Origin of the sequence: Robiginitalea biformata HTCC2501 (genome assembly GCF_000024125.1) — a bacterium.
GTDB lineage: Bacteria > Bacteroidota > Bacteroidia > Flavobacteriales > Flavobacteriaceae > Robiginitalea > Robiginitalea biformata.
On sequence record NC_013222.1, the window covers coordinates 1,693,025 to 1,716,449 of the forward strand.

The following is a 23,425-nucleotide window of genomic DNA, read 5'->3' on the forward strand; positions in this document are numbered from 1 at the left end:
TCCCCTCAGAGCGGCCCGGCTTTTTTTGCCTCAGATGCAGCCAATCAGAACAGGATCGAGATTAGCGCGATCATTAGGAATACGAGATACTTGACAAGTGCAATCATGGTCCTGTTTTTGGTTTTAAGAAGTTTTTTGTTTGAATGTGGCGTGAAAATAGCGGAAAGGTGACCGTCCCGCCAAGGGATTCTTCAAAAATTAATGAAATTAAATACGATATTGTAAGTAAAATGATGTTTTATGTTTACATATGAAACTACAATATCTTGGATAAAGTTATAATAAGTAATATATAAAGTGTCTAAAACGTAATTACTGTAAGATTTGTAGGCGCTTTTTTTCGATTTTTTCAGTTTCCTAGGGAAAAACAGGCCCATTTTGGCCAATTTTTCGTCAAACCGTCTTTTTGGGGCAAAAAAAGCCGGCCCGAATCCCGGGCCGGCAAGTTATTGAAATAGTGGTTTGGCCGGCGGATGTGCCGGGCCGGTTAAGCCTGTTAATCCTTGGTGGTGATGGACACCACCCCGTCTTTGGCCTTGCGGCCGTACTTTTCTGTCGCGTTATCCCCTTTGAGGACTTCAACTTTCTCAATGTCCGACGGATCGAGTTCCCGTACCTGCTTCTCGGAGGCCTTCTTGCCGTCTATCAGGTAGAGGGGTTTTTCCCCTTTCCCGGAATCGAGGAGGAAGAAACTGCCGGAATCCCCGTTGATGATCTCCATATCCGCCTCGTCGTCGGAATCCCGGAGGATCATGACGTTGGTGCCCGTTTCCGTATTCTTCATCTTGTGGACGCGGACTTTGTGTTTCCCGCCTTCTGATTTGTGGAGTTTCCCGAACGCTTCCTCGTCCATTTCCTCCCCGTCGACAATGATCGTCTTCTCCCCGTCCACGATTTTGATTTCAATGTGCTCTGCATCATCTTCCCCTTCGGAATTCCAGTAGAACACATTTCCGTCTTCGTCGTCCATTTTACGGATCTCGATGATGGCGTCTTTATCGGAATCGTCGCCGTCGCCGAGGGAATGTACGCGGACGCGGTGCTTTTTGCCGTGGCCGAAATGGAGCTCGTCAGCACTGCCAAAGGAGACGCTGTTGCGTGTGTCGTCAAATCGTATCAGGACGGGTTCTATGGGGCTGTCCGTTTCGGTGTGGAACGAGCCGCTGAAGCTCTTGCCGCTGCTGCTTTTGCCGCTCATGGAAACCTTCAGGTCGATGATTTCACCCGCGTCGTTGCGCACGGTCGTATAGGAGAAGTCGATCCCGTCCGATGCCAGGTTGTCCTTGATCTTCTGCAGCTCTTCGTCCGAGGTATCTTTGGAAATGGTGAGCTCCACCGTTTTATCGTCCCCTTCAAAGAGGTAGTCGGACGGGCTTTCCCGGTCCAGTACATAGCGGGTCTCCGTGTTGAAGGCCATCAGGAAAAGCCCCAGGACCGGGACGATCAGCAGGTGCTTCAGGATGTGGGTGGTTTTGGATTGATTCTGGTGTAGCATAAGGATTCGTTTTTTGATGAGTGAACTGTAAAAAGCATTGACCAGGGAGGTCACCGGGGTATTGCCGGAAACCTTCAGCAGGGTGTATTGATAGTCTTTCAGGCTGGGAATTTTTTGGATGGCGCTGGCATCGGCCAGGTATTCCAGGTTTTGCTCGATGCTCCGTTGGTACCACCGGCCCATCGGGTTGATCCACAAGATAGCCGAAACCACGCGCCCCAACAGGATATCCAGCGTATGGCACTGGGAGCCGTGCGCTTTTTCGTGTTCCAGGATCAGCGCCAGTTCGCGCTGGCTGTGCTGGTCCGGGTTGTAAAAGATGTAGCGGAAAAAAGAAAACGGGGCCTGGGTGCGGTGGGTGGGAACGTACAGGAAACCCTCCTCGCGCACGGTGTTCGACGTCTGCACCAGCCGGAAGATCCGCCAGAGCTGGAAAAGGATGAGGAGCAGGTGGGCCGCAACCCCGGCCAGGTAGGCGGCCAGCAGGAAATTCTCCCAGGGAAAGCCGGCCAATCCCGCATTTGCGGGCGATGGTACCGGGTCCAGGGTTACTGCCGGTTGCTGGGCGAGGGTTACCCGGATGGTCCGGGTAAATGTCACCAGGGGCAGGGTAAGGGCGGCCAGCATCCCGCCTGCCAGAAACAGCCGGTTCACCGTAAAGAGCGTCTCCCGCCTCAGGAGCAGGTGGTAGGTACCCAGAAACAACGCGAGTATCGCGGATGCCTTCAGGAGGTACATGCCGAGTGCCTCGACGTTGCTGAATGCTTCCAGAATACCGAATGCCCCCATATTGCTGAATGCTTCCATATTATTGTTTCTTTTTTTCGATCAGGTCGATGATTTCCCGGAGTTCGTCCGCCGAGATTTTTTCTTCCCGTGCGAAGTAGGATACCAGGCTTTTGTAATTGTGGTCAAAGTAATCCGCTACCGTTTCGCCTATGAACTTGCGGCGGTACTGTTCCTTGCTCACCAGCGGGTAATACCGGTGCGTATTGCCGAAGGCCTCGTGGGAGACATAGCCTTTCTCCTCCAGGTTGCGCACCATGGTGGAGAGCGTGTTGTAATGCGGTTTGCGAGGCCCCGGGAAGGCGTCGAGCAATTCCCGGACAAAGGCTTTTTCCAGCTTCCAGAGTAGCTGCATGACTTCTTCTTCCTTGTTGGTGAGTTTTTGCATGTTTATCGCTTCATTTCGTTAAGTGCCGTTTCGGCGGATTCCAGGCCGGGCCGGAGTTCCAGGGCTTTTTGGTACGCGGCCATGGCATCCTCCGTATTGCCAGCGGCCCGGAGGGCTTCCCCGTAGCTGTCCCAGCAATTGGCGACTTCGGGGAAGAGTTCCGTGTTGAGGCGGAACAGCTCCACGGCCCGATCGGGATCGTCTGCCCCGTAGAGGAAGGCGTATCCCAGCTGGTTCAGGATAAGGTCTTTCGGGTCGGTCGGGTGGAAATTGACCGTCAGGCTGTCGAAGTGGTTTTTCACATAATCAACCCCGTGTTCCAGGTAATTTTGGCGCACTAGTTGGACTGCTGGAAGGACGGGTTTGGCCGGCTCTTCACCCCTGTAAAGGGCCAGGATATCCGACCCGATGCGTTCGGCTACGGGCTCGTCCATATTGGCCAGTACCAGGATGCTCAAATCGTCGCTGATAACCTGCAGGAACACCGAGTTGAAGCCTTCAAAGCCCCCGGCGGCTCCGGTTGCCCGGCCTTCGGGTAATTCGCGGATATATTGAAAAAAGGGATCGGTTTCCCGTGTTTTGGCGGAGAGGAGCAGTGTGTCGTAATAATAGGAATGGTAAAAAGTCAGGATGTCCCGTGCCGTGGATAAAAATCCGCCATCCGGGTTGGGCAGGTCCTGTACGGCTTCGTTTTCCTCCAGGACGCCCAGGGGGGTATACAGGTAGCCTTTCGCCGCCCGGTCGGCCACCCGGTCCAGATTGGTGAGATACGTGTTTTCCATGCCCAGGGGCTCCACAATCCGCTCGCGGACTTCCTCAAAGTACGACCGTCCCGTCGCTTTTTCGATGACCCCGCCCAAAATCACATAGCCGAGGTTCGAATATTCGTCCCCCGTTCCCGGGTCGAACAACAATTGCGTTGATTTGGCGCGTTCCACGATCGGCCCGAGCTTTCGCTCCTCCAGCGGCAGGTCAAAATACCCCCTGGAGTGGTAATCCCCGAAGCCCGATCGGTGCTCGAGCAGGTGCAGCAAAGTAATGTCCGAAGCCCGGGGGTCTTCCCAACCCGGGATATAGTCCACCAGCTTATCGCTGAGGTTAAGTTTCCCTTCTTCGGCCAGTTGCTTGACCACCACCGAAGTAAATGTTTTGTTCATCGACCCGATGTCGAAGAGGGTGGTCGGGGAATTCGGGATGTTGCGATCCCTGTCGGCCAGGCCGAATGCTTTTTCATAAAATGGGGTTCCTTCGCGGGCTACGAGGACAACGCCTGAAAAAATCTCCAGATCCCGGTAGTCGGCCACAACCTGGTCGATTTTCGATTCAAACCCTTCGGGCAGACCGGTTGATGAGGCCAGGTCATTGGAGTTGCCGGTGGGACCGCCGCAGGCGCAGGCCATCAGGATTCCACAGGCCAGAGCTGGCAGGGACCCCGGGAAAGAAATCAGCCTGTTCCGGGAGGGAGAAGATGTGGCAGTTGGCATGGCTGTTCGTTTTTTGATGATTGCGAAACAAACATAACTAAAAAAATAGTTACCCAACTAAAAATATAGTTAAAATATGCTAAAACCCTGGCGCTGCAGGCAGTCGGGCATCCCGGTAGGAGTACTATCTTTGATTCCATGGACGTACTGGTTGACGGAATACTGGTCCTTGCCGGGCTGGTAGTGTTGATTGCAGGGGGCCACTGGCTCCTGCGCGGGGCGGTGGAACTCTCCCTGCGACTGTCCATTCCCAAGATCGTGATTGGGATGACCGTGGTTTCCCTGGCCACCTCGGCCCCGGAACTCATCGTCAGCGCCCAGGCGGCCCTGGCGGGCTACCCGGACCTCGCCCTGGGCAACGTGGTTGGCTCCAATACGGCCAATTTGGGCCTGGTACTGGCGGTGACCCTGCTGATCGGGCATGTAAATGTCCGCCCGGCATTTTATGTAACGGACTGGCCGGTGATGATGGCCGCCTCTTTGTTGTTTTATTTTTTCCTCGCCTCGGGTCCCGGGCTGAGCCGCAGTGAAGGCCTGATAATGGTAGGATGTTTGTTTGCTTTCCTGATTTACCTGCTCCGGTTCCAGAAACCCGCCGTGGTTGAAGAACTCCCCGTTGCCCGCAGGCCCCTGCCACTGTATAAGATGGCCCTGCTGTTACTGGTTGGGGGTGTCGCCCTCTGGGCCGGATCCGAACTCCTGGTACGGGGCGCCACGAGCCTGGCAGCGGACCTGGGCGTCAGCGATCGGGTGATTGGGATTACGGTAGTATCCGTGGGCACGAGCATCCCGGAACTGGCGGCCTCGGTCATCGCCATGGCCAAACGGGAGAAAGCCATGTCGGTGGGTAACCTGATCGGGTCGAACATCTTCAACCTCCTGGCGGTTCTCGGGCTCACGGCCATCCTGGCGCCTGTCCCGGTGCTGGACGACAGGTTGCTGACCCGGGATGTGTTCTGGATGCTGGGGATCAGCTTCCTGGTACTGCCCCTGGTCTTCTTCCCGAAGGGGTTGCGGCTCGGCTGGCGGGACGGAATCGTGCTGCTGGCATGCTACGGGGCCTTCCTCTGGTCTACGCTGCAGTAGCCTGTCCCGGGGCGGTAACGACCTTACCCGGGCCCTTGACTCCGGCTGGGGAAGCACCCGGGGAACAGCCGTCCCAAACAAACAATCCCGGCCAGGGGCCGGGATTGCGATCGTACGTATATGAACAGTTTAAAGTCCTGGTAACGGAACTTTACTAGACGTCGGCGCTTTCCACTGTTTTGATGATGCGGGCCGCAATCTTGTAAGGGTCGCCGTTAGATGCCGGGCGACGGTCTTCCAACCAGCCTTTCCAGCCTTTTTCAACCGTCATGATCGGGATCCGGATGGATGCTCCCCGGTCGGAGACGCCGTAGCTGAATTCGTCGATGGATTGGGTTTCGTGCTGGCCGGTGAGGCGCAGGTCGTTTTCATCTCCGTAAACGGCGATGTGCTCTTTGGTTACCGGGCGGAAAGCCTCGCATACCTTCTCGTAGATTTCTTTGGATCCGCAGGTACGCAGGAGCGTGTTCGAGAAATTGGCGTGCATCCCGCTTCCGTTCCAGTCTCCCCGGACCGGTTTCGGGTGGTATTCGATGTACCAGCCGTATTCTTCGGTCAGGCGGTCCAGGAGGTACCGGGCAACCCAGATCTGGTCGCCGGCGGTTTTGGCGCCTTTGGCGAATATCTGGAATTCCCACTGGCCGCAGGCCACTTCCTGGTTGATGCCTTCAAAGTTCAGGCCGGCCTCCAGGCAGTAATCTGCATGGCGCTCCACGAGTTCGCGTCCGTGCGTGTTCTTTCCGCCAACGGAGCAGTAATACAGGCCCTGCGGCCCCGGGTAGCCCCCGTGCGGGAAGCCAAGCGGCAGGTCTGTATGGGAATCCATGATAAAGTATTCCTGTTCAAAACCGAACCAGAAATCGTCGTTTGCGTCGGAATCGATGGTGGCGCGTGAGTTGGTCTCATGAGGCGAGCCGTCAGGGTTGAGGACCTCGCACATAACCAGATAGCCATTCTTGCGGGCCGGGTCCGGGTAGATAGCGACCGGTTTCAGCAGGCAATCGGACGATCCGCCTTCGGCTTGTTTGGTAGAACTCCCGTCGAACGCCCAGATCGGGCAGTCCTCGAGTTTTCCGCTGAAGTCGGATTCAATCTTGGTCTTGCTTCTGAGGTTGGCCGTGGGGGTGTATCCGTCCAGCCAGATATACTCTAATTTTGCTTTGCTCATGATTCCAAATAGTTTTATTGATACTTTTTTTCGACCGTCAAAAATATAATAATTCACTTGCCCTCCACAATCCAAGGGGGGTAATTTATCAAGATAACATGCATTATTATGAACACCCCCTTTTTTGATGGGGGATATTGAAAAAAATGGAATATTTAATGAAAATTATACGAATTGCGTAATTTTACCGGCTACACAGAAACCACGCGCCATGAACCATAAGAATACAGGGCCCCGGGAGACCGGATACCACCAGGAATACCGGGCGGAACGGCGTTCCGAGACGTTTGCCAAACACGTTTTTAACGAGGACCGGATGCTCCAGTACCTCACCCGGGAGGCATTTGCCAGCGTTAAAGGCGCCATTTTTTCCGGCTCAAAAATCGACCGGAAAATTGCCGATCAGGTGGCCGAGGCCATGAAGGCCTGGGCGATTGCCGCAGGGGCCACCCATTACACCCACTGGTTTCAGCCCCTCACCGGGGCCACGGCAGAAAAGCACGACGCTTTTTTTGACCTGCTGCCGGACGGGCGCGCCATCGAAAAATTCGGCGGCGGGCAACTCGTCCAGCAGGAACCGGATGCCTCGAGCTTCCCCAGCGGGGGAATCCGCAATACGTTCGAGGCCCGGGGATATACGGCCTGGGACCCGACTTCCCCGGCCTTTATTTACGGCAGCACACTCTGTATCCCTACGATTTTTGTCTCCTATACAGGCGAAGCCCTGGACAACAAAGCGCCCCTTCTTCGGGCCCTGCATGCCGTTGACGAGGCGGCCACCGGGGTGGCCCGTTATTTTGACAAAAACGTGTCCAAGGTGAACGCCACCCTGGGCTGGGAACAGGAATACTTCCTGATCGATGCGGAACTGGCCCGTTCCCGCCCCGACATCATCCTGGCGGGCCGGACGCTCATCGGCCAGGCGGCCGCCAAGGGCCAGCAGCTCGACGACCATTATTTCGGGGTGATCCCGGACCGGGCTTTCCGGTTTATGCGGGACCTGGAGGCCGAGTGCATGGTGCTGGGCATCCCGGTCAAAACACGGCACAATGAGGTAGCCCCGAACCAGTACGAGCTCGCCCCCGTTTTTGAGGAGGCCAACCTGGCGGTAGACCACAACCTGCTCCTGATGGACGTCATGGACAAGGTGGCCGTTCGCCATGGCCTGCGCGTGCTGTTTCACGAAAAACCTTTTGCGGGCATCAACGGCTCGGGAAAACACAACAACTGGTCCTTGAGCACCGATACGGGAACCAATTTGCTGAGCCCGGGTTCCACCCCGATGAAGAACCTGCAATTCCTCACCTTCTTCGTCAATACGATCAAGGCAGTAGACCGCTATGAAGAGCTGCTGCGCGCCTCCATCGCCTCGGCCAGCAACGACCACCGGCTGGGGGCCAATGAAGCCCCTCCGGCCATCATGTCGATATTTGTAGGGAAGCAGCTCACCGACGTACTGGACGAACTCGAAGGCGTATCCAAGGGAAAATTGTCCCCGGAGGAGAAAACCGAGCTCAAGCTGAATGTGGTCGGGAAGATCCCGGAAATTCTGCTCGACAATACGGACCGGAACCGCACGTCGCCCTTTGCCTTTACCGGGAATAAATTCGAAATGCGCGGGGTGGGGGCCAAGACGAATTGCGCCAAGCCAATGACCGTGCTCAACACGATCGTCGCCCACCAGCTCCGGGAGTTTAAATCCGAGGTGGACAAACTGATCACCAAAAAGAAACTGAAAAAGGACGAGGCCATTTTCAACGTGCTCCGGGAGTACATCAAGAGCAGCAAGCGGATCCGGTTTGACGGGGACGGATACAGCGAGCAGTGGCAGAAGGAGGCGGAGCGACGCAAACTCAGCAATAACCGCAACACCCCGGAGGCCCTGCAGGTGCTTACGGCCCCGGAATCCCTGGAGCTTTTCCGGACCATGGGCGTATTCACCGAAAAGGAAGTCCGGGCGCGGAAGGAAGTGGAACTGGAAACCTATATCCTGCAGACCCAGATTGAGGGACGGGTACTCAGCGAACTGGTGTACAACAAGGTGATTCCGGCCACGGTGGCCTACCAGAACAGCCTGCTCCGGAACATCGCCGGGCTCAAAGATGTCTACGGGGCGGCCCACAAAACGATGGCGGAGGCCCAGCTGGGGATCCTGGAACACCTGGCGGAACACCTGCAGGCTATCCGGAAAAAGACCGATGCGATGAACGAGGCGCGCAAACGGGCCAACGGGATGAAGGATATCGAAAAAAAGGCCAGGGCCTACTGCGAGTCCGTCCTGCCGTATTTTGACGAGATTCGCTACCACGCCGACAGGCTGGAGCGGATGGTTTCCGATACCGAGTGGCCCCTGGCCAAGTACCGGGACCTGTTGTTCATCAAATAAACAGGCCGGGTATTCCCGCCTGCCGGATGGCGGGGTTCTGCAGTATTCTCGTATTTTTGCCGCAAACCGAATTGAGAACCAAACGCCAACACATGGGGTCGAACGCATCGGAGCGCTACAGCCAGCGCGGGGTATCAGCCACCAAGGACGACGTCCACAAAGCAATTGCCAACGTGGATAAGGGATTGTTCCCCAAGGCATTCTGCAAGGTCGTGCCGGACTATCTGGGGGGCGACCCGGAGTATTGTATCGTGATGCATGCGGACGGGGCCGGGACCAAGTCCTCCCTGGCGTACATGTACTGGAAACGCACCGGCGACCTTTCCGTCTGGAAAGGGATTGCCCAGGATGCCCTGGTGATGAACCTGGACGACCTGCTATGCGTGGGCATTACCGATTCCATCCTGTTGAGCTCCACCATCGGCCGCAACGCCAACAAGATCCCCGGGGAGGTTATTGCCGCGATTATCCAGGGCACCGAGGAGCTGATTGCCGACCTCCGGGAATGGGGGGTGCACATCCACAGCACGGGGGGGGAAACCGCAGATGTGGGCGATTTGGTCCGGACGATCATCGTGGATTCCACCGTGACCGCCCGCGTGCGCCGCGACCGGATTATCGACAATGCCCGGATCTGCCCGGGGGATGTTATTGTCGCCCTGGCCTCCTTCGGGCAGGCCACCTATGAAAAAACCTATAACGGCGGGATGGGCAGCAATGGCCTTACTTCGGCCCGCCACGACGTTTTCCACCGCGACCTCGCCGGGGAATTTCCCGAGAGCTTTGACCCCGAAGTGCCTGAAGACCTGGTGTACAGCGGCAGTGTCGGGCTGCAGGACCCGGTGGAAGGGGTGCCCCTGGACGCCGGAAAACTCGTGCTGTCTCCCACCCGCACCTATGCCCCTGTAGTTGCGAAAATCCTGGAGAAATACGGCCCGGAGGAACTCCACGGAATGGTGCACTGCAGTGGCGGTGCCCAGACTAAAATCCTGCATTTCATCGACGGGCTGCATGTTGTCAAAGACAACCTTTTTCCGGTCCCCCCCTTGTTTGATCTCATCCAACGGGAATCCGGTACGGGGTGGCGGGAAATGTACCAGGTGTTCAACTGCGGCCACCGGCTGGAATTCTATGTGCCGGAAACCTGTGCACAGGACCTGATCGATATCGCCTCGACCTTTGGGATCGAAGGCCGTATCATCGGCCGTGTGGAAGAATACGACCGCCCGAAACTCACCATCCGCAGCGATAAGGGACACTTCGAATATTAGGCATACGAATTTTCTGATAAAACCGTTCTGGTAGGAGGGGATTGCCTAATTGCTAATTACATGGAGAGAAAAGAATTTTTAAGGACGCTGGGAGCCGGTGCCGCCTTTGCCGTGGCGTTTCCCTGCGTACAGGGATGTACCAAGGGGCCCGGCCTGGAAACCGAGCCGGTACCCACCGGGGTGGATTTCACCATCGACCTGAGCGGCCCGGACGGGGATGCGCTCTCGGGCAACGGCGATTTCATCATACGTAACTATGTGGTGATTGCCCGAAACCTTGCCGGAGATTTTGTCGCCGCCAGCCAGGTTTGCAGCCACCAGCAGACCCCCGAAGTCCGCTTTGTCGAAAGCCAGGGCGGTATTTTCCAGTGTGCAACCCACGGCTCGCAATTTGCCCAGGACGGGACGCCTCTGAACAGCGTAACCAGCAACCCGCTGAAGATTTTCCAGACTGCGTTAAACGGGGACCAGTTGCGGGTCTTTGAATAACCCGGCCAATCAGACCGGCCCCGGGGAGCGTATACCCCCCGGCCCACTGAGCCACCCCGTCTCCGGGGGTTTATCGGGCTCCGGGCTGCGGGACGGACTTCACCGCCTTTGAATTGCTTAAACCGAGATATGTGAGATCAGCTGCCTTGTTGCTCTATTTATTCGCCCTCCCGGGGGTATGGGGGCAACAGGACCCTTTGGTGACCGTCCGCAGGACGGAGCGCCTTTTGGGGACCGAGGTAACCGTAACGGTTACAGCGGAAAACGAGGAAATCGGGTTTATCCATATCGAAGAGGCGCTTTCCGAAATGCGGCAGGTGGCGGGCTGGATATCCAGCCGGGATCCCGTATCCGTAACCCATGCGATCAATGCCAATGCGGGCCTGCAGCCTGTAAGCGTGCCCCGCGAGATTTATAGTTTGCTGGAGCGGGCGATACAGATCTCCGAGCTGACTTCCGGCGCCTTCGATATCACCGATGCTGCCCTGGATACCCTTTGGCGTTTTGACGGGTCCATGGCGCAAATCCCGGGTGCGGAAGATGTGGCCGGGGTTTTGCCGTTGGTGGGGTATCGGAACCTCGTATTGGATGCCGGGAACCGGACCGCCTACCTGCCGGAAAAAGGGATGAAGATCAACCTGGACGCCATTGGCCGGGGGTATGCCGTAGACCGGGCCAAGGACCGGATGCTCGATAAACAGGTGCCCGGGGGCACCATCCAGGCGGGAGGCGACCTGTCGGCGTGGGGTACCCGGGGGTCGGGCGATAAATGGTTGCTCGGAATATCGGACCCGATCAATATCGGCCAAATCCTCCGGTGGGTGCCGCTTATTGAATCCTCCGTATCCATCGTCCGTACGGATGCCCAGTTTGTACGGAGCGGCGATCGCACCTACGGGTACATCATGGATCCGCACACCGGCTTTCCGGCAGAAGGGGTGGCGCAGGCTACGGTGTTGGCTCGAAACGCAGAACTGAGCAGTGCCCTTGCCCACGCGCTTTGCGTCCTGGGGCCGGAAAACGGGATCCGCCTGATCGAATACCTGGGGGATACCGAGGCCGTGATCGTGGACGATGCGGGGATCATGTACTGGACCAGCGGCCTGTCGCTGAGCCGCGAGTAGCCTGGCCGGGGGCGGTGAGGGCACTGCAGATCCCCCCGAAAATCTCCCTAAAAATCGTAACTTCGCAGGGAATCCCAACAGCCCATGCTCGATAAACTGAATATTGTAAAGCAACGCTTTGACGAGGTCTCCGACCTGATCATCCAACCGGACATTATCGCCGACCAAAAGCGGTACATCCAGTTGAACAAGGAATACAAGGATTTAAAGGAGATCGTGGATATGCGAGAGAAGTATATCCAATTGCAAAATCGCATCTCGGAAGCTGAGGAGATCCTCTCCGACGGGAGCGACCCGGAAATGGCCGAGATGGCCAAACTCCAGCTCGAGGAGGCCCGGGAGGCGATACCCCCGCTGGAGGACGCCATCAAGATGAAGCTGATCCCCAAAGACCCTGAGGATGCCAAGGACGTTGTTATGGAAATTCGCGCCGGTACCGGGGGGGACGAGGCGAGCATTTTTGCCGGAGACCTCTTCCGGATGTACACGAAATACTGCGAGTCCAGGGGTTGGAAAACCAACGTTATCGACCTGAGTGAGGGGACCAGCGGCGGATTCAAGGAAATCCATTTTGAAGTGAGCGGGGAGGATGTTTACGGCACGCTGAAATTCGAAGCCGGCGTCCACCGGGTACAGCGCGTCCCCCAGACCGAGACCCAGGGCCGGGTGCACACGAGTGCGGCCACGGTAATGGTCCTGCCCGAAGCCGAGGATTTTGACGTGCAGATCGACCCGAAGGACGTCCGCATCGATTACTTCTGTTCCTCTGGCCCCGGGGGGCAATCCGTGAACACCACCTATTCCGCCGTACGGCTGACACACGTCCCCACGGGGATCGTGGCCCAGTGCCAGGACGAAAAATCCCAGCATAAAAACAAGGACAAGGCTTTTAAGGTATTGCGCTCCAGGCTCTACGACATGGAACTGGCCAAGAAACAGGAAGAGGACGCCGCTAAGCGGAATTCCCAGGTGAGCAGCGGGGACCGGTCGGCAAAGATCCGTACCTATAACTACCCCCAGGGGCGCGTAACGGATCACCGAATCGGCCTCACGCTCTACGACCTGCAGAATATCATCAACGGGGACATCCAGAAAATAATCGACGAGCTCATGCTGGTGGAGAACACCGAAAAGCTCCGGGAGGCCTCCGAAATTCTGTAGGGCGGCAACCCCCACAGACAAACCGGCCAACTCCCCCCGATGAGTAAAGACCAATCGACCAAATTCCAACGATGACCACAGAACAGCTAACCAGCCACATCCGGGAGAAACAGTCCTTTCTCTGTGTGGGCCTGGACACCGATTTGGACAAGATCCCGCGGCACCTCCTCCAGGAAGAAGACCCGATCTTTGCCTTCAACAAAGCCATTATCGACGCCACCCGCGATTACTGCGTTGCCTATAAGCCGAATACTGCCTTTTACGAGGCCTATGGGGCCCGCGGATGGCAGTCGCTGGAGCGGACCATCGGGTACCTGAATGCCACCTGTCCGGAGCATTTTACCATTGCGGATGCCAAGCGAGGGGATATCGGGAATACCTCCACGCGGTATGCGAAGGCGTTTTACGAAGAAATGGATTTTGACGCCCTCACCGTGGCCCCGTATATGGGCCGGGATTCGGTGGAGCCCTTCCTGGCATTCGAGGATAAATTTGTGATTTTGCTGGCCCTTACGTCCAACCCGGGTGCCTTTGACTTCCAGACGGGGACATTCGGCGGCGAAGCCCTGTATGAAAAGGTGTTATCTGCCAGCCTCGAATATGCGGGTTCCGAACGCCTGATGTTTGTGGTAGGTGCTACCAAAGCCGAGTACCTGGCAGCCATCCGCAAGCGGGTGCCGGATCATTTCCTGCTGATACCGGGGGTGGGCGCCCAGGGCGGGAGCCTTGAAGATGTCTGCAAATATGGGATGAACGGGCAGGTGGGCCTGCTGGTGAATTCCTCCAGGGGGATTATCTATGCGGGGAACGGGCCGGATTTTGCGGAACGCGCTGCGGAGCAGGCTGCGTCCATAAGGGAGCAGATGGCAAAAATTCTCGCCGGGGACTGACCCCTGCGGATTGCCGGTATGAGAAGCGGGAAGCTCAGATAAGGCTCTGCAGCATCCGCTGGATCTTCTTCGCTTTCAGTTCAAAGAATTCCCGGAGGTTCGCATCCGACTGGGCCGCTTCGGCCGCCTTGCGGACAAAATTATTGTACTGGTATTCCAACATGTGGATGCCCTGGTGGTCTTCTGCCACAGGGGTGATTGCGCCTACTTTGCAATATTGATTTTCCATAGCCATCAGTTTCTTTCAAATATACGGTGAAATCCGGCGCATGGATTTCGGGCTTAGGAGGTATTTAACTATTAATCAGGTCATTTGTCTATTTTTTAACGTTCACCTATCGATTTATTCACAAAACGGGGCCGTTCCGGCCGATTTCGGGAATCGCCCGTACGGAATGGGCCCTGCCGGTTGGACTTCACCGGGGGCTCTGCGGGTTTTGTATCTTTAGGGAAAGCGCGATATATTATGAAAGGAATCCGAATAACTGTTGGATGTTTTTTAATGGCCCTGATGCCCCTGGTAACCGCCCGGGGACAGGAGAACCCACCTGACTCTTCCTGCAATTGCTGCACCGAGATGCACCGTGCCTTCGATTTCTGGATCGGGGAGTGGGAGGTAACCGGACCGGACGGATCCGTTTTGGGGACCAACCGGATCGAGAGAATACAGGGGGGGTGCGTATTGCAGGAGCACTGGGAAACCGCCGGGAATGGCACAACCGGAACCAGCCTGAATTACTACAACTCCGGGGATGAGGCCTGGGAACAGCTTTGGGTCGATAATTCCGGGTATGTGCTCAAACTGCGCGGCGGGCCGGAGGATGGCGCCATGGTGCTGGCTTCCGAACCCGTCCGGCTCTCTTCCGGCAAAGACCGGGTCAACCGGATTACCTGGACGCCCCGGGAGGACGGAACCGTCCGGCAGCACTGGCAAGTGTTGGAAGGCGGGGAGGTCGTGCAGACGCTTTTTGACGGGATTTACCGTCGAGCAGAATAAGCAGGGCTGCCGTTTAAGGGGGGTGCAGTTTAAGGATGGCAGTTCCAATAATAAAATGGCGGCCCCGAGTGTCAGATAGCTAATTCAAATACTACACTAAAAAATGAGACAGAAATGTTTTTAGGGAGTATGGACCTCGGAGCCGCCAGGCTTTATATGTTTTAAACTACTTCAAAGAAAGCCCGGATCTTTCTGTTTCCGGGTAATACTTATAAACCTTTACCCATCCGACCTATTTTTACGCCGGGTTTACAATGGCCCGGATATACAATGGCCGGGATAAAAGAAATCCGCGCAAAAAAGCGCGGATTTCCCGGTTGACGCAACGGACAACCGCGTTGGAATAACCAGAATCAGAAATTACCTGGGTTTTGGGTGATATTCGGATTGTTTGTGGTTTCATCCTCAACAATCGGGAAAATCACCTTATTTGCCCCGGGCTCGGACTCGGGGCCTCCCCCGGGACGCAGATTCCGGTTATTGCGCAACAGATCCATCCGACGATGCCCTTCAAAGCACAGTTCCTTCCGCCGCTCGTTCAGGATGGCGTCCAGGTCTACGGTCCCCAGCGGCCCGAGGCCCGCCCGGTCGCGCAACAGGTTGATATCCTCCAGGGGGGTTGCCCCGATGGAGGTCCCGCCCCGCAGGTTCGCTTCGGCCCGGATCAGGTACATCTCCGTGATGCGCAGGACCATGCCGTCCGAGGCGTTGTTAACCACGTCCGGATATTTCAGCGTAAAAAAGGTGTCATTGCCCCCGGCATCGGTAGCCGCCTGCGACAGCGTGGTAAACCGGAGATCCCCGGGCTCCGCTGCAAAGGCGTCCAGCAAATCCTGGCTGAAGGGGGCGTCACCCCGCCCGCCGGGAGCCGGGTTGTAAAAGTTCACGTACACTTCGTCCGACCCGGCGGCCTCCTGCGGCCCGTCCGTCGGGGTGTTTACCACCACAAAAATATGCTCCGAAGATCCCGGGTTGTCGTCGTAGAAGTCATAGGTGCCTGCCAGGGCGTAGTTCCCCGAGCCGATCACCTGGTTGGCCATCTCGGCCGCCTGGGACCATTGTTCCCGGTAGAGATAGAGCCGCGCCAGCAGCGCCATGGCGGCTCCGGATTCCGCCCGCACCCCGTTTTCGGCCGGGAGGTCCGGGATGGCCTCTAGCAGGTCCTGTTCAATCTGGGCGTGGACTTCATTCACCGAAGACCGCTCCAGCTGGAAGGCTGAAATATCCCCGCCTTCGAACGGCTGGAGTACCAGGGGGACCCCCAGGTTGCTTCCCTGTGCAAACTGGTAGGGCTGGGCAAACAGGTTCACCAGTTTCAGATAGGTTACCGCCCGCAGGAATTTGGCTTCGGCCACAAACTGCGCTTTTGTGGCCTCGTCAAGCCCGGTAATATCCGTCACGGGCGGCAGGTTTTGAATCACGTTGTTGGCGGCCCCGATCAGTTCATACCCGTCCAGCCAGATATTGTCGATAGAGGTGTTGGTGGCCAGGGTCTGGAACTCGTCGATTTCCTGTAGAGAGGGGAAACTTCCGACGAAGTTGACGTCGTCCGCCATAAAATCCCCCATCAACTGGGCCATCCCGTTGAGGTCCCCGCTCTGGTTTTTGCTGTAGATCCCTACAACCGTTCCGTTGATAGTGGCCAGGCTGTTGAATACGGTATTGGAGGCTACCTGGTCCTCAGGCACCACATCCAGCCGGTCTTCACAACTGAAGAGCAGGCCGATTCCGAGTAGTAATGCGAGTATCTTGATAGATTTCATAGTATGTTTTTTTAGAATTGAAGTCTTGCGCCGAACAAATAGGATTTGGACTGGGGCGCTGTAAAGAAGGATTCTCCCTGGAAAAGCGGGTCGATATCGTCCGTCACCTCCGGGTCAATCCCTTCGAGTTCGTCTCCCTTGATGGTGAACAGGTTGGTGCCCGTGAAGTAGAACCGGACCCCGCTGAAGATATTTCCGATCTGGTCCAGCGCCCGTTGCGGCAGGTTGTACCCCAGGGTAATGTTCTTGAGCCGCAGGTAGGAGCCGTCCAGTTGCTGCTGGGACGACCGCTGGTTGAACAGGTTGAATGTCGGGCTTGTCGGGCTCGGCAGGTAGGCGTTGTCGCCGGGTTCCCGCCAGAAATTCAGGTTTTGCCGCCGGATGTTTACAATCCCCCCGATGGCGTCGTTCCCATCTGCAAACCGCAGGCCGTCGATGACGATGTCGTTTCCGTAGGAATAGTTCATCAGTACAGACAGGTCGAAGTCAAAGAACCGGAAGGTATTCGTAATACCGCCCGAGAAGTCCGGTAGCGGGCTGCCTGTTACCACCCGGTCGTCCGTGCCCGGGGTGGTGGTGATATTGCCGTCGGCGTCCAGCCATTCGGCGTCCCCCGTCTGGGGGTTGACCCCCACATAGCGAATCAGGTAGAAATTGTTGAGGGATTCCCCTTCGATGGCGCGTTGGATCGGGCCGTCGATGATCCGCCGGCCCTGGGGGTCGGTGGCGGCGTCTTCGTTCAACCTGAGTACCTGGTTGTCGATGGTAGCCAGGTTCAGGTTGGTCCGCCATTCAAAATCCTCCGTCCGCACATTGACCGTACTCAGTTCAAATTCCCACCCGCTGTTTTCCATTTCGCCGATATTCCGGCTGATGGTGGCAAACCCGGTCTGGGGAGGCAGCACCTGGTTCAACAGCAGGTCGCTGGTGGTTTTCTTGAAATAGGACACATTCAGGTTCAGGCGGCCGCCGAAAAGGGCGGATTTAAAACCGACGTCGATGGTCTCGCTCTCCTCCCATTTCAGGTCCGGGTTTTCGGGTTGGTTCGGGATGACTCCGGACTCGCCGTTGTAGTCGGCGATGGCCCCGGCGTTGAAGAGGCCCAGCGACGGGAAGGAGCCCAGCCGGTCGTTCCCCACCGTACCGATACTGGCCCGGAGGGAGAGGTAGTCGAGCCAGGTGGCGTCTTCCATGAAGTTTTCTGAGGAAAGGACCCAGCCGGCAGCGGCCGACCAGAAATACCCGTACCGGTTGTTTGCCCCGAATCGGGAGGACCCGTCCCGGCGGATGGAACCTTCCACCAGGTATTTTCCGGCGTAGTCATAGGAGACGCGCGAAAAGAGCCCGTAAAGGCGGTTTGGGTTCCGGTCCCCGTTCAGGACGGTGGGGGTAGATCCGGACCCGAGGTTGCGCAGGTCGTCCGAGAGGAACCCGGTGGCTGAAACATTCGTCCGCGTGTTCAGGGTTTCCTCGTAATTGAGGCCCACCAGTGCGGTGAGGTTGTGCGATTCCCCGAAGGTATTCGCATAGGTCAGCGTCTGGTTGGTGAGCCAGCGGTCTTCGGCCACATTAATCTGCTGGGCCACGCCCCCGGGTGTATTGAATTCCGCGCTGCGGAGGAATTCTTCCAGTTCCAGTTTGTCGACTCCGAATTCCGCCCGGTAGGTCAGGTTCCTGAAGGGGGTGATTTCCGCATAAAAATTCCCAATGGTCCGGAAGGTTTTCAGCTCGTCCGTATCCAATGCCACAATCGCGAAGATGTTCGGTATGAAGGACCCGGACTGGGCAAAATTCCCCTCGCTGTCATAGGCCTCCACCACCGGGCTTTGCAGGAAAGCCGTGGTAAAGGGGGCGAAGGTGTTGTTCTCAACCCCAACCCGGTTCAGCCGGTTATTCGTAATCCCGAGGTTCATCCCGGCAGTCAGCCACTCGGATACCTCGGTTTCCAGGTTGATCCGGGCACCAGCCCGCTGCTGGTCGTTCCCGATGATAAACCCCTCGGCATCCTGGAAATCCAGGCCGATAAAATAAGTGGTGTTTTCCGTGCCGCCCCGGATGCCCAGGTTGTACCGCTGGGAAATGCCGGTCCGCTGTACCCCGGCGAGCCAGTCCGTGCCCCCGGACCCGATGGCCCCGAGGCCCAAATCCTCCGGTGTTACCTCAGTGCCCTGCTGGATGCTGGCCACCTCCGATTTAAACCGGCGGAATTCGTCGGCCGAGAGGATTTCCGGCACGTCTGTAGCCCGGGTGTATTGCGTGCTGATATCCAGGGTAACGGTTGCCTGCTGGTTTTTGCGGCCCTTCTTGGTGGTAATCAGGATGACGCCATTTGCACCCCGCGACCCGTAGATAGAGGTTGCCCCGGCATCCTTCAGGACGGTCAGGGAGGCGATGTCATTCGGGTTTACGTAAGAAAGCGGGTTAACGCCCGTATTCCCGCCGCGCTGCAGCGTGTTGGTCTCGGTGTCTGTAATGGGTACCCCGTCGATCACAATGAGCGGCTGGCTCCCCGAGTTAATGGAATTGACCCCACGCACGCGGATGACCGAGGCCGACCCGAGCACCCCGGAGGAGTTGACGATCTGCGTACCCGCCGATTGCCCCTGCAACAGCTGGTCGGCCGAGGTGACCTGCAGGTTCTCGATGGCTTCTTCCTTGACAATGCCGACATTCTGGATAATTTTCCGCTCTTCCTGGTTTCCGTAACCGATTACGACTACCTCCTCCAGGGCCTGGGCGTCCTCCTGCATGGTCACATTCATGACGCCGGATGCGCCAACCGTGCGGCGGACGGTCTGCTGACCCAGGTAGGAAAATACCAATACGTCGCCTTCCGCTGCGGCGATCTGGTAATTCCCGTCAAAGTCCGATTGGGTACCCCGGTCCGTGCCGTCCACCAGGATGTTGACCCCCGGGAGGGGGATGTTGTCCTGGTCCGTAATGGTACCGCTGATTGTTTTCTGGTCTTGTGCCTGCAGCTGGAAAAGGGTCAGAAGGGCCGCCAGGCAACACAAATGGTTCTTGTATTTCATAGTTGCGCTTTTAAGAAGTACGCGCGGCTGCCTCCTGAGGAAAATTGACTGACGTAATCCAAAATGTGCCCAATACGAAAAGGTCCGAGTAAAGGCTTCAAAAGTTCCCAGGGATGGCAGCCTTACGTACACATTTCCGGCCAAAGTAGCCGGAAGCGCGATAAACAGGGGTAATCCTTATAAACGTTTACGGAAGCCGAAGAAAGTTTACGCCTCCTTTACATGGAGTTCCCGGCGTTGGGCCTGGTACTGGCTGGGCGTGAGTTGCGTATCCTTTTTAAACGCCTTGTTGAAAGTGACCTTGTTGTTGTAGCCCACCTCGTAGGCAATGTCGATGATATTCAGGTTGCCCTGGTAGTCGGTGAGGAGGAGTTGCTTGGCCTGTTCAATCCGGTATTTGTTGACCAGTTCGTGGAAACTCAGCCGGAAGTGCTCATTGATTACCTGCGAAGCATTGTGGCGGGTGGTTTCCATTCGCTCGGCCAGCGTCTCCAGGTTCAGGTCGTTTTCTCGATAGATTTCATCCCGGTCAAAGAGTATCAGGAGTTTGTCCCGGAGCTCGCAGGAAAGGCTTTCGGTGAGCCCGGATTTCTTGTATTTGCCGAAGATCGGCTTGTCCAGGGAAAGGCCCAGGCTGAATACCTGGGGTCGGAGGCTGGCAAAATACCCCACATAGAGCACCATCAGCGACATGGCCAGGACCTGGGCGTGGTAGAGCAGGCCGCCAGGGGTTTCCTGGTAAATGATCAGTGTACCGTAGATGGCATAACATACAATATAGGCGACGTGGATCCGGTAGATATTGCGCATCCAGCGGGTCTTCAGGCCGGGTTCGGCCTCCCGCCGGAGTTTTCGAATGAATTCCCGCCGGATCAGCCAGCCGTATAACATCAGGGAACCGAGTTTGGCCGATACGATCAGGACCAGGTTGGCAGAGTCTGAGGGGTTGATCCCGTTGCGGACCCGATCCAGCATCAGACCGAGTTTCTCGCCGCCGGACTGGTTGTAAATGGGGATCAGCAGGAGCAGGAGGAGCACGGTGGGAAGCAGGTGCAACAGGTCGGCGGGCCGGAAACGGTAATTCTGGGTGGTCCTTTTGAAGTACATGTAGAGCAGGGGGCCGTACAGGAAGGAAAACCCTGTGGACATCAGGTAGCTGTGGGGGAATTCAAATTGGTAGTTGGATATGACCAGGCAGATGTGCAGGATAAATACCGAATGAATGAAGACAAAACTGCCGACCAGCAACCGGGCCGTTTGGTCGATGCGCCTGTGCAGGAACAGGATGGCGGCGATATAAAAGCCAATCAGCCCCACGTACAGGTAGATAAATGTCCAGGCACTCAGCCGGGGGGTATACGTTTCCTGTACCCGCCGAAACTCGGGACTTTCCCGAACCGGGTCAAAAAATACGCTTCCCAGGACGGCCGGCCGGAACTCGCTGTGGAGGTATTTCCGCAGGTATTCCGCAGCCTTACCGGCCTCTTCCAACTGGGCATAGCTGAACGCGAGGTGCCGCAACGCCCGGGTGCTGTCTGCTGCAGCATTGCCGGCAAGGGCCGTTTCGTAGAAACGCACGGTTTCCCGTAGGGTGCGTTCCTGTTCCGCCCCGGATAAGACGGTGTCTGACTGTTGGAGGAATAGCGTTTCGGGTATCGAATAGGCGTTTAAGTCGATAGGGTCGGTAGGATAACCTTGAAACCCGCAAACAGCAAGGATGATCATTAAAACGATTCGCCTCATTTGATTGATTGATGAATTAGCACTTTGAAGTTAGTATTTATTAACAGGCGAATTCTTAAAATTTTATTAAAAGAGGTAAGCCCCGATCAACTTTTACCCCTGTACTTGAGCAATTTATAACGGGGTAGGTGAGGTGTGCCGCACGCTGGAAGCGGGCATTAAAAAACCCCGGGGCTGCGTAACCCCGGGGCTTTCTAAACTAACTAACTCAAAAATACTAACTCAAAAAATGTTGTTGCGCAAGACTCGTTGTCAATTCTTACTATACCCGGAGGAATCGTAAAAAGCTGTTAAAGAATTGCACTCCCTCTATATAAACTAACGGGTGCGTGCAAGGATTTAGTATACAGGTTGTTAAAATTTTTCGGGACTGCACCGGCAATACTTCGGATCATGTATAACCCGGGCCAAAGCTATTGTATAACCCGGACCAAAGCTCTTGTATAACCCGGGCCAAAGCTATTGCCCGGTACCGAAACCGTCCTGCAGGGCAAATACCCTTTTCATCAGGACCGTGGTCCTGGAGGAGATGCTGGACCGGATCTCGGATTCTTCTTGCTCGATCATCAGGAACACGCCTTCAAGGGCCTGCTGTGTTACATAATCGGACAGGTCGGGATTGACGCGGTCTACCAGGGGGATGTTGTTGTAGCGGGTTATCAGCTGTTCCCAGACCCTGTCGGCACCTACCCGCTCAAACGATTCGCGGATCACCGGGTTAAAGGAATTATACAGGGAGGTTGCCGTCCGCCCCTCGAGGTATCGGGTGGCTGCGTCATCATCGCCCAGGAGGATTTGCCGGGCATCCGCAAAGGATATCCCGGAAACGGCATCCACAAAAATGGGGGTGGCCCGTCCTACGGCATCCTCCGCGGCCCGGTTGAGCAGTAAGAGGCCCTCGTCCGCCAGGTTCCCCAGGCCGATGCTGCGCAGGGTCCGGTCTACCTTCTGCAGTTGTTCCGGCAGGAGGATGCGGACCGCCTCATTCCCGTAAAACCCGTTTTCCCGGGCCAGGCGGGTAACCTGGTTCTCAATTCCCTGGTTCAGGGCCTGCCGCAGGCCCTGGCCTATTTCGGCCTCGGAAATCCCCTCCCCGTCCGGCAACTGGTCGATGACCTGCTGGAGTTCCCCGCAGGAAACCGACGCAATCAGGATTAGGGAAAGCAGCGTTTTTTTTATCATGGTGAACTCTATTGATGATACCGCCGGTTAGGGGGTATCTTGTTAAACGCTTGCGGAGGTGAATTATTGGGCTGGTCCGGGCAGGAATTCCCGATGGCATCAGGCAAAGATCACCGTTTTATTGTTGTAGACGAGCGTTTTGCGATGCAGGTGGAGCTGAACGGCCCGTGCCAGTACGATTTTTTCCAGATCCCGCCCTTTGGCGATAAAATCAGAAACCGTGTGCATGTGGGAAACCGGCGTGACGTCCTGGGCAATGATGGGGCCTTCGTCCAGTTCCTCCGTAACGTAATGACTGGTGGCACCGATGATTTTTACCCCCCTGGCAAAGGCGGCGTGGTAGGGTTTGGCACCTGCAAAGGCGGGGAGGAAGGAATGGTGGATGTTCAGGATCCGGTTCGGGTAGGCCGCGATCAGGGACGGCCCGATAATCTGCATGTAGCGCGCCAGTACAATGCAGTCTACCTGGTGCTCCCGGAGCAGTTCCAATTGCCTGGCTTCGGCCTTTTCCCGGGATTCCGGGGTTACGGGGACGCAGTAGTAGGGAATATCGAATTGCCGCGCAATCGGTTCGCAATCCGGGTGGTTGCTCAGAATAAAGGGGATGGTGGCATTCAGTTCGCCGGCCTCGTACCGGCTGAGCAGGTCGTAGAGGCAGTGGTTGTATTTGGAAACGAACAGGGCCATCCGGCTCCGGTCTTCCAGGTACAGCCTCCACTCCATTGCGTAGGTAGTGGCCGGGCCCTTGCCGAATGCTTCCCGGAAAGACGGCTCCTCCCAGGTGTCCTGGCGGAAATCCGCCTGCAGCCTCATAAAGAATACCCGGTCTTCCTTTTCCACATGCTGGTCCAGGTACACGACATTCCCCCCGCGCTTGTGGATAAACCCGGTGACTGAATGTATAATGCCCGGCTGGTCCGGGCAGTGGATAAGGATCGTGGCGATCATGCCATTTGGAATTTGGGTAAAAATAAAAGATT

General features: G+C 56.5%; 18 protein-coding genes. 8 read left to right on the forward strand and 10 right to left on the reverse strand.

The annotated features are described in order from the left end of the window. Positions 1-496 precede the first annotated feature (496 nt). From RB2501_RS07535 to RB2501_RS07545, 3 genes are read right to left on the reverse strand one after another with little or no spacing between them, the layout of a single operon-like run. Positions 497-2,302 carry a M56 family metallopeptidase gene (locus RB2501_RS07535; protein ID WP_015754172.1) on the reverse strand — a complete coding sequence of 602 codons (1,806 nt, stop codon included), beginning with the start codon at positions 2,300-2,302 and terminating at the stop codon, positions 497-499. 1 nt (position 2,303) lies between these two features. Next, positions 2,304-2,669 carry a BlaI/MecI/CopY family transcriptional regulator gene (locus RB2501_RS07540; RefSeq protein ID WP_015754173.1) on the reverse strand — a complete coding sequence of 122 codons (366 nt, stop codon included), beginning with the start codon at positions 2,667-2,669 and terminating at the stop codon, positions 2,304-2,306. 2 nt (positions 2,670-2,671) lie between these two features. Then, positions 2,672-4,153: a serine hydrolase gene (locus RB2501_RS07545; RefSeq protein ID WP_015754174.1), complete on the reverse strand. Its 1,482-nt coding sequence runs from the start codon at positions 4,151-4,153 to the stop codon at positions 2,672-2,674. Between the two features lie 138 nt (positions 4,154-4,291). On the opposite strand from RB2501_RS07545, the gene RB2501_RS07550 reads away from it, so the two are divergent. Then, a complete protein-coding gene (locus RB2501_RS07550; protein WP_015754175.1) occupies positions 4,292-5,239 on the forward strand; it encodes a calcium/sodium antiporter in 948 nt (315 codons plus the stop codon). A gap of 154 nt (positions 5,240-5,393) precedes the next feature. On the opposite strand, the gene RB2501_RS07555 is transcribed toward RB2501_RS07550, so the two are convergent. Beyond that, complete coding sequence (locus tag RB2501_RS07555) at positions 5,394-6,407, reverse strand: glutamine synthetase beta-grasp domain-containing protein (protein WP_015754176.1); 1,014 nt, start codon at positions 6,405-6,407, stop codon at positions 5,394-5,396. A gap of 211 nt (positions 6,408-6,618) precedes the next feature. On the opposite strand from RB2501_RS07555, the gene RB2501_RS07560 reads away from it, so the two are divergent. From RB2501_RS07560 to pyrF, 6 genes are all read left to right on the forward strand, one after another. Continuing rightward, positions 6,619-8,793, forward strand: coding sequence for a glutamine synthetase III family protein (locus RB2501_RS07560; protein ID WP_148214315.1), 2,175 nt, complete (start codon positions 6,619-6,621; stop codon positions 8,791-8,793). A 92-nt stretch (positions 8,794-8,885) separates the two neighbouring features. Next, the gene (locus RB2501_RS07565) at positions 8,886-10,064 is read left to right on the forward strand and encodes an AIR synthase related protein (protein ID WP_015754178.1); all 1,179 of its coding nucleotides are present in this window, start codon (positions 8,886-8,888) and stop codon (positions 10,062-10,064) included. 60 nt (positions 10,065-10,124) lie between these two features. Continuing rightward, complete coding sequence (locus tag RB2501_RS07570) at positions 10,125-10,553, forward strand: QcrA and Rieske domain-containing protein (protein WP_015754179.1); 429 nt, start codon at positions 10,125-10,127, stop codon at positions 10,551-10,553. 131 nt (positions 10,554-10,684) lie between these two features. Beyond that, on the forward strand, positions 10,685-11,677 hold the full coding sequence (locus tag RB2501_RS07575; RefSeq protein ID WP_187289188.1) for an FAD:protein FMN transferase: 993 nt from the start codon (positions 10,685-10,687) through the stop codon (positions 11,675-11,677). 84 nt (positions 11,678-11,761) lie between these two features. Then, the gene (gene prfA, locus RB2501_RS07580; RefSeq protein WP_015754181.1) at positions 11,762-12,838 is read left to right on the forward strand and encodes a peptide chain release factor 1; all 1,077 of its coding nucleotides are present in this window, start codon (positions 11,762-11,764) and stop codon (positions 12,836-12,838) included. Between the two features lie 71 nt (positions 12,839-12,909). Further along, positions 12,910-13,728 (forward strand): orotidine-5'-phosphate decarboxylase, encoded by an 819-nt coding sequence (gene pyrF, locus RB2501_RS07585; protein ID WP_015754182.1) that lies wholly within the window; start codon positions 12,910-12,912, stop codon positions 13,726-13,728. Between the two features lie 34 nt (positions 13,729-13,762). Here the strand turns inward: pyrF and RB2501_RS07590 are convergent, their stop codons facing one another. Beyond that, positions 13,763-13,957 (reverse strand): hypothetical protein, encoded by a 195-nt coding sequence (locus tag RB2501_RS07590; RefSeq protein ID WP_015754183.1) that lies wholly within the window; start codon positions 13,955-13,957, stop codon positions 13,763-13,765. 237 nt (positions 13,958-14,194) lie between these two features. Here RB2501_RS07590 and RB2501_RS07595 point away from each other — a divergent pair, with 237 nt between their 5' ends. Further along, a complete protein-coding gene (locus RB2501_RS07595; protein WP_041327071.1) occupies positions 14,195-14,725 on the forward strand; it encodes a hypothetical protein in 531 nt (176 codons plus the stop codon). 353 nt (positions 14,726-15,078) lie between these two features. On the opposite strand, the gene RB2501_RS07600 is transcribed toward RB2501_RS07595, so the two are convergent. The 5 genes from RB2501_RS07600 to purU all read right to left on the reverse strand — a co-directional run bounded on the left by RB2501_RS07600 (position 15,079) and on the right by purU (position 23,393). Further along, the gene (locus RB2501_RS07600; protein ID WP_015754185.1) at positions 15,079-16,488 is read right to left on the reverse strand and encodes a RagB/SusD family nutrient uptake outer membrane protein; all 1,410 of its coding nucleotides are present in this window, start codon (positions 16,486-16,488) and stop codon (positions 15,079-15,081) included. A gap of 11 nt (positions 16,489-16,499) precedes the next feature. After that, positions 16,500-19,520, reverse strand: a complete 3,021-nt coding sequence (locus RB2501_RS07605) for a SusC/RagA family TonB-linked outer membrane protein (RefSeq protein WP_015754186.1) — start codon at positions 19,518-19,520, stop codon at positions 16,500-16,502. 207 nt (positions 19,521-19,727) lie between these two features. Continuing rightward, complete coding sequence (locus tag RB2501_RS07610) at positions 19,728-21,245, reverse strand: helix-turn-helix domain-containing protein (protein ID WP_015754187.1); 1,518 nt, start codon at positions 21,243-21,245, stop codon at positions 19,728-19,730. Between the two features lie 477 nt (positions 21,246-21,722). Further along, positions 21,723-22,445, reverse strand: a complete 723-nt coding sequence (locus tag RB2501_RS07615; RefSeq protein WP_015754188.1) for a DUF4197 domain-containing protein — start codon at positions 22,443-22,445, stop codon at positions 21,723-21,725. Positions 22,446-22,544: 99 nt separating this feature from the next. Beyond that, positions 22,545-23,393 carry a formyltetrahydrofolate deformylase gene (gene purU, locus RB2501_RS07620; protein ID WP_015754189.1) on the reverse strand — a complete coding sequence of 283 codons (849 nt, stop codon included), beginning with the start codon at positions 23,391-23,393 and terminating at the stop codon, positions 22,545-22,547. Positions 23,394-23,425: the final 32 nt, after the last annotated feature.